General features: G+C 67.3%; 13 protein-coding genes. 4 read left to right on the top strand and 9 right to left on the bottom strand.

The window, feature by feature from the left end:
* Nucleotides 1-301 precede the first annotated feature (301 nt).
* On the top strand, nucleotides 302-2,386 hold the full coding sequence (locus CBQ26_RS14495) for a bifunctional alpha,alpha-trehalose-phosphate synthase (UDP-forming)/trehalose-phosphatase (protein WP_088249354.1): 2,085 nt from the start codon (nucleotides 302-304) through the stop codon (nucleotides 2,384-2,386).
* A gap of 770 nt (nucleotides 2,387-3,156) precedes the next feature.
* Here the strand turns inward: CBQ26_RS14495 and CBQ26_RS14490 are convergent.
* Nucleotides 3,157-4,203 (bottom strand): aldo/keto reductase, encoded by a 1,047-nt coding sequence (locus CBQ26_RS14490; protein WP_088249353.1) that lies wholly within the window; start codon nucleotides 4,201-4,203, stop codon nucleotides 3,157-3,159.
* 34 nt (nucleotides 4,204-4,237) lie between these two features.
* Complete coding sequence (locus CBQ26_RS14485) at nucleotides 4,238-5,047, bottom strand: SDR family NAD(P)-dependent oxidoreductase (RefSeq protein WP_088249352.1); 810 nt, start codon at nucleotides 5,045-5,047, stop codon at nucleotides 4,238-4,240.
* Between the two features lie 76 nt (nucleotides 5,048-5,123).
* On the opposite strand from CBQ26_RS14485, the gene CBQ26_RS14480 reads away from it, so the two are divergent.
* Complete coding sequence (locus CBQ26_RS14480; RefSeq protein WP_088249351.1) at nucleotides 5,124-5,579, top strand: winged helix-turn-helix transcriptional regulator; 456 nt, start codon at nucleotides 5,124-5,126, stop codon at nucleotides 5,577-5,579.
* A 431-nt stretch (nucleotides 5,580-6,010) separates the two neighbouring features.
* Here CBQ26_RS14480 and CBQ26_RS21995 read toward each other — a convergent pair whose 3' ends face one another.
* The 6 genes from CBQ26_RS21995 to CBQ26_RS22880 form a co-directional block, all read right to left on the bottom strand.
* Complete coding sequence (locus tag CBQ26_RS21995) at nucleotides 6,011-6,184, bottom strand: hypothetical protein (RefSeq protein ID WP_172418107.1); 174 nt, start codon at nucleotides 6,182-6,184, stop codon at nucleotides 6,011-6,013.
* Nucleotides 6,185-6,385: 201 nt separating this feature from the next.
* Nucleotides 6,386-6,790, bottom strand: a complete 405-nt coding sequence (locus tag CBQ26_RS14475; RefSeq protein ID WP_088249350.1) for a hypothetical protein — start codon at nucleotides 6,788-6,790, stop codon at nucleotides 6,386-6,388.
* Nucleotides 6,791-6,803: 13 nt separating this feature from the next.
* Entirely contained in the window at nucleotides 6,804-7,358 is a 555-nt protein-coding gene (locus tag CBQ26_RS14470) for a TetR/AcrR family transcriptional regulator (protein WP_088249349.1), read from the bottom strand.
* Nucleotides 7,359-7,503: 145 nt separating this feature from the next.
* Nucleotides 7,504-7,746: a glyoxalase superfamily protein gene (locus CBQ26_RS14465; RefSeq protein WP_143342148.1), complete on the bottom strand. Its 243-nt coding sequence runs from the start codon at nucleotides 7,744-7,746 to the stop codon at nucleotides 7,504-7,506.
* On the bottom strand, nucleotides 7,743-7,916 hold the full coding sequence (locus tag CBQ26_RS21990; RefSeq protein WP_172418106.1) for a hypothetical protein: 174 nt from the start codon (nucleotides 7,914-7,916) through the stop codon (nucleotides 7,743-7,745). Before CBQ26_RS21990 ends, CBQ26_RS14465 begins: the two co-directional genes overlap by 4 nt.
* 21 nt (nucleotides 7,917-7,937) lie before the next feature.
* Entirely contained in the window at nucleotides 7,938-8,060 is a 123-nt protein-coding gene (locus CBQ26_RS22880; RefSeq protein ID WP_280522602.1) for a hypothetical protein, read from the bottom strand.
* Between the two features lie 240 nt (nucleotides 8,061-8,300).
* On the opposite strand from CBQ26_RS22880, the gene CBQ26_RS14460 reads away from it, so the two are divergent.
* The gene (locus CBQ26_RS14460; RefSeq protein WP_088249347.1) at nucleotides 8,301-8,558 is read left to right on the top strand and encodes a hypothetical protein; all 258 of its coding nucleotides are present in this window, start codon (nucleotides 8,301-8,303) and stop codon (nucleotides 8,556-8,558) included.
* A gap of 386 nt (nucleotides 8,559-8,944) precedes the next feature.
* Here CBQ26_RS14460 and CBQ26_RS14455 read toward each other — a convergent pair whose 3' ends face one another.
* A complete protein-coding gene (locus tag CBQ26_RS14455; RefSeq protein WP_088249346.1) occupies nucleotides 8,945-10,810 on the bottom strand; it encodes an ABC transporter ATP-binding protein in 1,866 nt (621 codons plus the stop codon).
* 330 nt (nucleotides 10,811-11,140) lie between these two features.
* Here CBQ26_RS14455 and CBQ26_RS14450 point away from each other — a divergent pair, with 330 nt between their 5' ends.
* Nucleotides 11,141-11,704: a TetR/AcrR family transcriptional regulator gene (locus CBQ26_RS14450; protein ID WP_088249345.1), complete on the top strand. Its 564-nt coding sequence runs from the start codon at nucleotides 11,141-11,143 to the stop codon at nucleotides 11,702-11,704.
* The last annotated feature ends 161 nt before the right edge of the window (nucleotides 11,705-11,865 follow it).

Below are 11,865 nucleotides of genomic sequence, written 5' to 3'. Positions count from 1 at the left end.
TCACGCTGCATGATCCAGTCGACTACAAACTGAGGGAAGTGGGAGACTGTCTGCTCAACGGCGTGCTCCCCACCATCACGCAGTACTCCTGATCAACCCGGCCTCTCTCCAGCTCCTCAGGCGGGAGTGGCGACGTCCAGCGCAACCTGATGGTGAGGGAGCGGCAAATGCAGGGGTACGGACGCTCCGGCGAGGCAATGCAGACTAGGAGGACGACTCCCCATCGTTCGTTCACGCTTCGGTCCTCCCCTACCGCCTCATGGTCGCGTCTGGCATGGTGTCAGGCACTCAGGGAGGTACCATGGCGATCATTGTTCTGTCCAACCGGGAACCCTACGCGCCGCGCACCGGCCCGGACGGCCATGTCCACTGGGTGGCGTCCATCGGCGGACTCACGACTGCGCTCGATCCGGTCATGCAGCGGGAGGGGGGCACCTGGATCGCCTGGGCCGAAACGCATCCGGAAATCAGAACGGTGCACCTGCCTGAGGCGCAGCCCCGCTACCGCGTCGAGCGGATCACGTTGAGTTCGGACGATGTGCGCCTCTCCTATCACGGCTTTTCCAATGGCGCTCTGTGGCCCATGAGCCACTACTTCCTCGAGCGGGCCCAGTACCGGCGGGAGGAATGGGACGCGTACCGCCGCGTGAACGAGACCTTCGCGCAGGCGGCCCTGGACTGCGCGGAGGACGGCGACATGTTCTGGGTACACGACTACCAGTTGGCGCTGGTGCCGGGCCTGATCCGCCGCGCGAGACCGGACGCGCGCATCGGGTTTTTCTGGCATATTCCGTGGCCGGCGCAGGACGTCTTCCGCACCCTGCCCTGGGACCGCGAACTCCTGGACGGCCTGCTGGGCGCCGACCTGATCGGCATGCACACACCCGCCTACACCCGGCATTTCCTGGAGGCCTGCGCGCGCACGCTGGGCACCGAGACGGACGTGGGCACCGTGCGGGTCGGAGAGCGGACCGTGCAGGTCGAGGCGCGGCCCATCGGGATCGACGTGGCGACCTTCGAGGCCCTGGCCGCCAATCCCGTCACGGTGGACCGCGCTCAGCGGCTGCGGGACAATCTGCGCACGCTGATGCTGCTGTGCGTGGACCGCCTGGACTACTCCAAGGGCATCCCGGAGCGGCTCGCGGCGTTCAGCAGCTTCCTGGAGCGCCATACGGCCGCGCGGGGGCGGGTGACGCTCGTGCAGGTGGCCGTGCCCAGCCGCGAGCGGGCCCCGGCGTACCAGCAACTCCGGACGCAGGTGGAGGGGCTGGTCGGGCGCATCAACGGGCAGTTCAGCCAGGACGGATGGACGCCCGTGCATTACCTCTACCGCGGGCTGGACCGCGAGGAACTGGTGGCCCATTACCGCGCGGCGGACGCGATGCTCGTCACGCCACTGCGCGACGGCCTGAATCTCGTCGCCAAGGAATTCGCCGCCAGCAGTCAGGACGGGGTGCTGCTGCTCTCCCGCTTCGCGGGAGCGGCGGATGAACTGCCCGGCGCGGTCGAGGTCAACCCGTATGACGTCGACGGCCTGTCGGCCACGCTGGTGCGGGCGCTGCGCATGCCGCTGGAGGAGAAGAAGGCCCGCCTGGATCAGATGCGTCAGGCCCTGCGGCAGAGTGACCTGCGCGCCTGGACGGCGGATTTCCTGCGGGATCTGGCAGGGAAGGCCGCCCTGCCCAGCGAGCTGCTGCGCCTGGAAGACCGGCCCCTGCTGATCCTGTGCGATTACGACGGGACCCTCGCCCCGATCGCGCGGGTGCCGCGCGACGCCGACCCGCAGCCCGGCGCGCTGCAGGCGCTCTCAGGCCTGCTCCATCACCCTCGCCACCGGGTGGCCGTGGTGACCGGGCGGCGCAGCGCGCAGGTGTACAGCTTCCTGCCCCTCCCAGACCTGACGGTGGTAGGACTGCACGGTATGGAGTGGCCGGGGCAGGCCCCGCCAGCGCCCCAGCGGGAGGTCCTCGAACGGCTCGCGCGGCAGTTCCCATCCGCGCGGGGCGTGCGCGTGGAAGACAAGCGCTGGACGGTCGCGGTGCACTACCGCAACGTAGCCCCGGCCGAACAGTCCAGCGTCCAGCGGGCCCTGGATCAGGTGCCACTCGAGAGCGGCTGGGAACGGATCGAAGGCAAGGCCGTGCGGGAGTTTCGTCCCAGCGGGTACGGCAAGGGCCGGGCAGTACGCGCCCTCATGGACGGCACGCCCGGCTGGTATCCCATCTTCATCGGGGACGACACCACCGACGAGGAGGCCTTCCTGGCCGTGAATGCCGCCGGTGGCCTGAGCGTGAAAGTGGGAACGGGCGAGACGGCCGCGCAGGTGAGGCTGCATGACCCGGCGGCGGTGGTGGCGCTGCTCTCGGCCTGGGCGAATCCCGGCTGAAGGCCACGTGCATTGGAGAACGACAGGTGACGGGGCAATCTGACCGCCACCTGTACCTAGGGGTCTTCCGGGGAAGCTGCTACCAGACGCGAAGTGCAGGGATTCACGAGCAGCCCCGATGGCCCGTTCGCATTCCTGACAACAGCGTAAGTTAATATTGCCCAGCAGTACCCTGGGTTCTAAGAACGCTGGTTAGAGCGTATTGCGTGCCAGCACAGGTGATGCGGATTTACGCCGGTATCAATAGTTGCCAGTTCCTTGTCTGGAGGGGTGCCCTGCTTCTACTCTGCGGAGCCGCCCAGCGAGTCGCATCCGATCGGACCCGGCAGCTCTGTCATCCATTCAATAAGAGTTTCCACGTCCCCTGGAGTCGTGTGCTACACGACGCCATAAGGGTGCAGAGAAGGGGAAAAGTCGGCCAGCACGTCATTTTCTCCGTTGCGTTCTAGAGGGGATTTTTGGCCGTGACCTGCTTTTCTCTTCCTGAACAGGCCGAAAACGACCATCTGGCGATCGAAGAACGAGAAAGCGAGAGGCGACGGATGCCGTGTGGTGCGGAGTGTAGGGAACAGAAACGCGCAGAACGCTGTGCTGACCGATAAAAATCCGCGTATGGCCGCGGTGGGCAGTGTCCTGGCGCGCATCTCGTGGCGCTTGGAAACTCTTGTTCAATCGGAGCGAAGCGAGTGGGGGAGAAACGCCCCTCCGGACGTGGAGCCGGCAGGGGCGGTGAAGTTCCGGATTGTTGGCGAAACAAACGGCAGTCCGGCTCAGGGACCGGGACGCCACCCCTGGACGGGCACGCCGCCGAAGATGGCGCTTTGCAGGCCCGGCGAGAAGAAGTCAGGTCCGGGTGAGCTGACACGGTCCAGCGTGTGCAGGTGCTCCGGGGTCAGCTGGACTTCCAGCGAGGCGAGGTTCGCTCTCAGCTGTTCGGGTGTGCGGGCCCCGATCAGGGTGGAGGTGACGCCCGGCTGCGCCGCCGCCCACGCGAGAGCCACCTGCGCGGGCGTGTGCCCGGTCTGCGCGGCGACTTCCCGCAGGGTGTCCAGGATTGCCCAGTTGCGGTCCGTGAATTTCGTGAACGGCCCCTGGAACGGGTTGCTACCGCTCAGGCGGCCCTGGCCGGCCGTGTCGGCGCGGGTGTACTTGCCGGTCAGGAACCCGCCGGCCAGCGGACTCCAGGGCATGAGGCCCACGCCGCTGTCGGCGGCAGCGGGGCGGTGCTCTGCTTCCAGTTGCCGGGCCACCAGCGAGTACTCCAGCTGACTGGCGACTGGCCCCGGCACGTGGTGCGCCTGCGCCAGCGTGACCATCTTCGTGGCGTACCACGCGGGGATGTCCGACAGCCCGAAGTACCGGATCAGCCCCGAGCGCACCAGATCGCCCATGGTCTGCAGGACCTCCTCGGCGGGCGTGACCATGTCGTACACGTGCAGCCAGTACAGGTCGACGTAGTCGGTCCCCAGACGCCGCAGCGACGCATGGAGGGCGGCGTGGATGTGCTTGCGGCCGTTCCCGCCGGCGTGCGGGTTGCCCGGCTGGACGTTGAAGCCGGACTTGGTCGCCAGGACCACCTGATCGCGCACGCCGCGCTCGGCGATGAAGCGGCCCACGAGTTCCTCGCTGCGCCCGCCGGAGTACACGTCGGCCGTGTCGATGAAGTTCCCGCCGCCTTGCAGGTAAGTGTCGAACACCTGCCCGGCCACGTCGTCCGGGGACCCCCAGGCGGCGTTCCCGAAGGTCATGGTGCCCAGCGCCAGTGGGCTGACGATCAGGCCGGAGCGGCCCAGCGTGCGGCCGTCGCTCAGCTTCACACGCGCCGCCTGCGAACCGTGGTGGGGGCGCGCATCAGAAGCGCAGCCGGGTGTGGCTGATGCCGCCGTCCACGTCCAGGACGCTGCCGTGGATGAAGGCCGCCTCGTCCGTGACCAGGAAACGCACGGCGTGGGCCACATCGACCGGGCGGACGGGCTGGCCGGCGACCGTGGCGGCCGTCATGGCGTCCAGGACCGCGCCGTGCGCGGCGTTGCCGGGGGTCAGGGTGACACCGGGCGAGACCGTGTTCACGCGCACGCCACGCGGCCCGTACTCGGCGGCCCAGTTGCGTCCGAGCTGTTCGGCGGCGGCTTTCGAGGCGGTGTACAGCGCGCCGCTGGCCGTGCCGGTCCGGGCCATCCACGACCCGATGTTGACGATGTGGCCACTGCCGCGCGCGGCCATGCCCGGCGCGATGGCCGCCACCAGTACGTGCGGGGCGCGGATGTTGAGGTTCAGGATCGCTTCGAGTTCTTCGTCGCTCAGGTCCTCGGTGGCGGTGACGGGGTACACGCCGGCGTTGTTGACCAGGATGTCCACCTGCCCGCCGAGGGCGTCGGTGGCGTGGCGCGCGAAGGTGCGCACGTCGCCGGGCGTGCCGGACAGGTCGGCGGTGACGGCGGTCGCCTGCCCGCCGGCCTGCACGATGCGGGTGGCGACGTGCCGTGCGCGGGCAGCGTCCCGGCCGCTGATGATCACGTGCACGCCCGAGGCGGCCAGGACGTGCGCGGTGGCCTCGCCGATGCCGCCCGTGGACCCGGTGACGATGGCGGTGCGCCCGGTGAGGCGGGTGTCGGTGGGAAGGCTGGAGAGCAGGTCGTCGTTGGTGGGTAGGGTCTGCATGGGGGCGCCTCCTGAGGCAGTTGCCAGAGCGGTTGTATTGTGCAACTGGTTGCACGCTACGCTAACTGGTGCAATCATGCAAGCAGTGAAACCGGCCGCCCCCCCACCCCCCACCGGAACGCTGCGGTCAGGCTGCCCCGTCAGCCTCGGCCTGGACATCTTCGGAGACCGCTGGACCCTCCTGATCGTGCGCGACCTGATGTTCAGCGGCAAACGCCACTACCGCGAGATGCTCGCCTCAGACGAACACATCTCCTCGAACATCCTCGCCGACCGCCTCAAAACCCTGCTGGGCGAGGGCATCATTACAAAAACCGCCGACCCCGCCCACCAGCAGAAAGTCATCTACAGCCTCACCGAGAAGGGCGCCGCGCTGCTGCCGGTCCTGATGGCGATCAGCGACTGGAGCCACGCCCACCGCCCCGTCAGCGACGCGTACCGTCCCGCCCCGGCGCCCCCCGCGCTGCCGCCCACCTGGGAGCAGGCACTTCAGGAGGTCCGGCGCGCCCACCAGCTCACAGACAGGTCCTGAGCCGGACTGCCGTCCGTTTCGCGGACAATCCGCCCCCACCGGATTGCCACCGCTACGTCCGGAGGAGCGCCCTGCTCCCACTCTGCGAAGCCGCCTGGCGAGTCGCATCCGCTCAGACCCAGCGGCGCTATCAGCCATTCGATAGACCTCCTGTGAAAGTGGTGTTCAGGCCGTCCCGCCTTTCCGCCTCCGGTGCCGGTCAATGTCCTTCAGCACGCGGCAAATCTTCACCGGATGATACGGACTCCGATTGAATGGGTTGCAAGGCCCGCTGGGTCCGAGCGAAGCGAGTGGGAGCGGAACGCCCCTCCGGATGTGGAGCCGGCAGGGGCGGTGACGTTCCGGATTGTCGGCGAAACAAACGGCAGTCCGTATTACAGCTCACCGCGTGTGGGGTGCGGGCGATCAGGACATGCACGTCGCCTTCCGGTTCATGCGGACCTCCGGAGCGCCACGCCACCACACCGGCGGGGGGCGGCAACGTCGTCCAGCCAAGCGGTGAATTCGCGTCCGCGTGGGTTGCTGGTGAGTTCGTAGGCGTGCAGGGCCAGGCGCGTGACGCTCTGCCGGGTCAGTTCGGCCCGGATCAGGGGCGTGACCGGCACGCGGAGCGAGTGATGTTCGCCGTTCCCTGAACACTGAGCGACAGGCTGATTTCGTGGGTTTCGGCTTTGATCTTCAACTGGGTGGCTGGATCGGGGATCGTCGTACGTCCCCCGGCCCTCAGGTTTCGTGCGGTTGTGAGAGGGGCACGTATTGCTGTGCTCCCAGTGGCGTCGCCACACGAGCACCCAACGAACCGATCCTTACTTTGACGGCATGGAGTGGAGGCGACCCTGCTTCCAGAGCACGAAGGACAAGAAGGCCAGCAGGCCGATGCTTCCAGTGGCAACAGATAGGACTGCCCAGGGGAGGGGGTTGATCCCCAGAGCCCTGGCCTTTGGAATCAGCAGGTACAGGGCGACACTGGCTGCCAGCAGCAGGTCGAACCAGATCTGGTTCCCCCACAGGTTACGGACGTGTTCAGGCCAGAAGCCCGTGGCCCCCTCGTTCACTCCCGCGTAGAGCGAAAAGCCGAGAAAAAGGGCGGCAAGGACAGCAGGAATAATCCATGGGCCGGTGGCGTTCGTGCGGCGGGAAAGGGCATACGTGACGGCAAACAGAAAGGTCAGGGCGCCCGCGATGAGTGGGGCAACGGTGATCCAAGTCATGGGGGATACTCCTTTAGAGGTGCTTGGCGTCCAGCAGCAACTGTTTCAATGCTTCGTATCCGGCGTCGGTGCCCTCTTCATCGCCAGTTGCGAAACGGACGACCAGCAGTCCGGTCAGGCTGCTGAGCAGCACGCGGGCGACGGCTTCGGGGGCGTCAGTAAGGTGCGCGGCAGCCATGTGAAGCCAGCCCTGCAGCGCTTCGGTAGCGAAGCGCGCGTAGTGGGGGTGTCCGTCAATGGCACGCAATTCGACTTCAAAGAGGCTGCGCAGGAACGGCTTCATCTGAGGGCTGGACAGTTGAGTCCAGAGAATGTCGAGCCGTTGTGCAGGGGAGAGGTGCGGTGCGGGGGCAGTGAACAGTTGGGCTTGCTGGTCGAAGATGCGGGCGAGAACTTCCGTGATGAGGTGTTCTTTGCTGGTGAAGTGGTAGAGCAGGAGTCTGGGGCTGACGCCGAGGGCGGTCGCGAGGGGCCGTAGGCTGAGGTCGCTCAGGCCGTGTTGTAGGACGTAGGTGACGGCGTTGTCCAGAAGGACTGCTCTGGCTTGGGGGTTTGGGGGGCGTCCCATCAGGCATGCAGAATAGTGTGCCGGTCTTCCAGTTTTGCCTCCACGATCGTTACATGAAACGATCGTAGAAGCAAAAAGGAGCGGTGTCAATCCACCGGCTCAACGTCATGAAATTCCCATGAACAGTTGTCCCAGTGGAAGGCGCTCACGCCCGCTCCTGTCGGCGCTGCTGGGCGGCGCGGGTGAGGTGCCGCTTTGGGGGCAGTCCGGCCGCCTTGCGCAGGGCGGCGCCGTAGGTCTGCCAGTTCTCGTACCCGGCCTGCAGGCTAAGTTCGTGCAGGCAGGTCGCGTGACCGACGTCCGAGTGACCCTGATCCTTGAGCAGGAGGTTCATCTGGCGGGCTCTGGCCTTGACCTCCAGCACGGCGGGCGGGTCGGGGGGCGTCACGCACTCACCGGCCACGGGGCCTGCGCGGTGACGAGGTGAGCAAGGTAGGTGTTGGCGTGATCCCAGCCGCGCCGCCACTGGCGGAGCGTGCCGGGCTGGTTGCGCCGCTGGGCTTCGGTCTGGGCCGGCCAGGCCGCTTCGACCAGGTCCGTACTGTGTGATGCCTGCACGCCGCGCGGTGCTGTCCGGCGTCATGGTTCCTCCCGGTCGCGCCGCTTGAGGGTGATCAGGATCGTGACGACCCAGGCGAGCAGGAGGGCGAGGCCGGTCACCCAGGCGGCGAGGAACAGCGCGGCGGCGGTCACGTCGTTCATGGATGGGCTCCTTCAGCGGCGGGCGTCACAGGAAGGGCACAGAGCGTGCCCGACGGGTTTGAGCGAACCGCACGCGCAGCGCCCCACGCCCTGACCGGCAGCGTCCACGCTGGAGTTGGTATCGGGGTGGGGGAGGGGCGTGACCTGCCCGCCCGTGTTCACCAGCTTGCCCACCGTCCCTCTGCGTTTGCTGAAGGCGCGCAATCCTGCGGCTCGTGCGGGGCGGGTACCTTGCTGGTCATGCTGTTGCCGCGCGTCGTTCTGTCTTTCTGGTTCCTGCTGCTGATCGTGACAGTCGTCGTTCACCAAGTGGTGCCGGATGCGCATGTGGTGGGCGCGGCGGCCGTGGCGCTCCTGACGTGCCTGCTGATGGCCGGGGTATCCGTGGCTCTGTGGCACTGGGATCAGCGGGGCGCGGCGCTCGGCGCGGCGGGCCTGACCCTGCTGCAGGGAGCCGTGCTGCTGCAGGGATTCGCTCACGCCCTGAACTGGTGGTGACTCCCACCCTGCCCTGACCGGGTCGCGTGCCATGGCCAGTCACCGGGTAGGTCCAGGTACGTGCGCCACACGTCCGGCGCCGACCGCAGGCCCCTTGTGATACTTCATCGGCAGGGTACTGGAAATTCCTGTTCAATCGGAGTCCGTATCAGTGCTCTGCAACAGTTTCCACCCCTGCTGGAGTCGTGTGCCACACGACGTCATGATGGCGCATAGAGGAGGGGAAATGTCAGTCAGTGCGTCATTTTCCCCTTTGGTGCGAGGTGCAGCGAGAAACTCGCAGGATGCTGTGCTGAGCGGTAAAAACCTGTGTAAAGCCGTGGTTGTCAATGTCATGGCGCGCGCCTCGTGCCGCCTGGACATTCTTGCTGTAGTGTTCTTTTTTGTCAGCGCCCTTCCCCGCCGACTGGCGTGGCCGCGTACCCGCGCGCCTGCAGTTCGTACAACTCCGCGTACCGGCCGCCCCGCGCGAGCAGTGTCTCGTGACTGCCGCTCTCGCTGACCCGCCCGCCCTCCAGCATGATGATGGTGTCCGCCAGCCGCACCGTCGAGAAGCGGTGCGAGATGATCAGCGTGATCCGCCCCGCCGCCTCGGCCCGCAGCGCCTGAATCGTCTCGAATTCCGCCTGCGCGTCGAGCGCTGCCGTCGGCTCGTCGAACACCAGCACCGACGCCTGCCGGAAGTACAGTCGCGCCAGCGCCAGCCGCTGCCACTGCCCGCCCGACAGCTGCCGCCCCCCCTGGAACAGCCGGCCCAGCGGCGTGTCCAGCCCGGCCGGCAGCGTCTGCACGAACTCCGCCCCCGCACTCCCGAGCGCGCGGCGCACCCTCTCATCGTTGCCCGGACCGTCCGTTCCCAGGCGTTCGCTCTGGGCCAGGGCGACGTTGTCACGGGCCGTCATCTGGTACTGCCCGAAATCCTGGAAGATGATGCTCATCTCGCGCTGCACGCTGCGCGGACTGAACTGCGCGGCGTCCAGGCCGTTCAGCAGGATCTGCCCGCCGGTCGGCTGGAACAGCAGCGTCAGCAGTTTCACGACCGTTGTCTTGCCCGCCCCGTTCTCACCGACGAGCGCCAGCGACTCGCCGCGCCGCACCGTGAAGTTCACGCCGCGCAGCACGTCCCGGTCCGTCAGCGGGTAGCGGAACGACACGTCCCGGAACTCGATGGTGTCGATGCGGCCCTCCCACGTCGCCCCGGCGTCCAGGTCACGGCCCGGCAATTCCAGGAAGGCGTACAGGTTGCGCATGTACAGCAGATTCTGATAGATGCCGCTCACGCCGCTCAGCAGGCCGCTCACGGTCGCCTGCACCTGCGCGATCCCCAGCACGAACACGCTGAAATCCCCCACGCTGATCTGCCCGGCCGCCGCGCGCCGCAGGATCAGCGCGCTCGCCAGTCCGATCAGCAGTGCCGAGACCAGCGACGCCCCGAAATTCCACGCGGACCGCCGCCGCACCAGCGTCTCCAGTTGCGCGCGGAACCCCAGGTAGTACTCCCGCCAGCGGCGCAGCAGGTACGGCTCGAACCCGAACAGCCGCACCTCCTTGACCAGCGTGTCCGAGGTGAGCAGGCTACCCAGGTAGTTCTGCACGCGGGCGTCGTGCGTCTGGCGGCGCAGCATCCGGTAGCCTTCCACCCCGAAGCGGTTACTGATGATCACGCCCGGCAGGCTCGCCAGGACCACCAGCGGCAGCACCCACGCGCCCAGCTGCGCCATGAGCGCCCCGACCGACCCGAGCGTGATGACGGCCCCGACCAGCGAGACGAGTTGCGTGGCGACGCCCAGGGGCCGCGACCCGACCTCCCGGTACGCCTGCTGCAGGCGGTCGTACGTGTCGGCGTTCTCGAACGCCTCGACGCTCAGGGTGGTGGCCTTGTCGAGGATGCGGCGGCTGACGGTGTGTTGCAGGCTGTCGCCCAGCAGTTGCTGCGCGGCGCTCTGCACGGTGCTCAGCAGGCTGCCCAGGATCACCAGCCCCACCTGTGCCGATAGCAGACCCAGCAGCGTTCCGTAGGTCACGTTGCCCTGCGCGGCGCGGGCGACGGCGTCCAGCAGGTACTTCCCGACGAGCAGGTTCGCGGCCGGCAGGGCGCTGCCCAGCAGGCTGGTGCCGGCGAACGTCAGGGCGTGGCGTGGGCTGGCCTGCCAGACCAGTCCGACGGTGGCGCGCAGGTCCCGCCACTGTTCGCGGCGGGTGGGGGGCGGATCGCTGGAGGTGGGCGGCGTGCCCCGGACGGGTGCGTTCATCAGCGCCGAGTCTGCCGCAAGCGCGGGGCGGGGAAGGTGACCTGTAGAGGCCAGCCTGAATTATTTCTCTGTATATGAAAGTGATTCCCTGAGCCATCTCCGTTGACTACTCCTCTCCCTGGCATTGCTTCTGCTCTTGTTCAGGCCCGGTTTCCCTGTTCCTGTATTCCCAGTCCTGCGTCCGTTTCCCGTTCTGCCGAGGCTCCGGCTCAGGCGTGGCGGTTCTCTGCGCACTCGCTCTGGAAGCCTGAGTGGGGGAGGGCAGGCTCACGCTCCAGCTTTCTGAAGGCCTGTCTCATCTACTGTACCGTCCAGACGGTACACTGACCTATGACCAGATCAACTCCACCACCAGCCAACCGGGCGGGCGACACCCGCGCCCTGCTCCTCGACGCGGCCACCCTGGTCATCCACCGCGATGGGGTCAACCACCTCACCCTCGACGCCGTCGCCCGCGAGGCTGGCGTCAGCAAGGGCGGACTGCTCTACCACTACCCCGGCAAGCACCACCTGATCGTCGGTCTGCTCCAGGCGTACCTTGACGACTTTGAACGCCGTATCGCGCAGCACACGGCACAGGGCGCGTCCTACCCCCGCGCCTTCGTGCAGGCCACCCTCGATGAACTGCGGGACGAGCGGGTCAGGGCCTCGACCGCTGCGCTGCTGGCCATCGTCGCCCACGAACCGGAGTTGCTGACCCGTTTCCGTCAGGCGGCCGACGGGTGGCAGACGCAACTGGAGCACAGTGGACTCGACCCCGCACGCGCCACGGTGGCCCGGCTCGCCGTGGAAGGCCTGTACTTCGCCGAACTGATGGGCGCCGCCGTCCCACAGGGCGCGCTGCGAATCCAGGTCGAGCAGTTACTGCTCGATCTCACGTCCGATGTGACCTGATACGGACTCCGATTGAATGGGCTGCAAAGCCCGCCCGGTCCGAGCGGATGCGACTCGGAGAGCTGCCCCGCAGAGAAGGAGAGAAACGCCCCTCCGGACGTGGAGCCAGCAGGGGCGGTGACGTTCCGGATTGTTGGCGAAACAAACGGAATCCGTATGAG

The sequence above is a fragment of the Deinococcus indicus genome (genome assembly GCF_002198095.1).
GTDB classification, from domain to species: Bacteria; Deinococcota; Deinococci; order Deinococcales; family Deinococcaceae; genus Deinococcus; species Deinococcus caeni.
The sequence above is the reverse complement of the archived record's forward strand: the minus strand, read 5'-3'. Positions and strand labels throughout refer to the sequence as shown.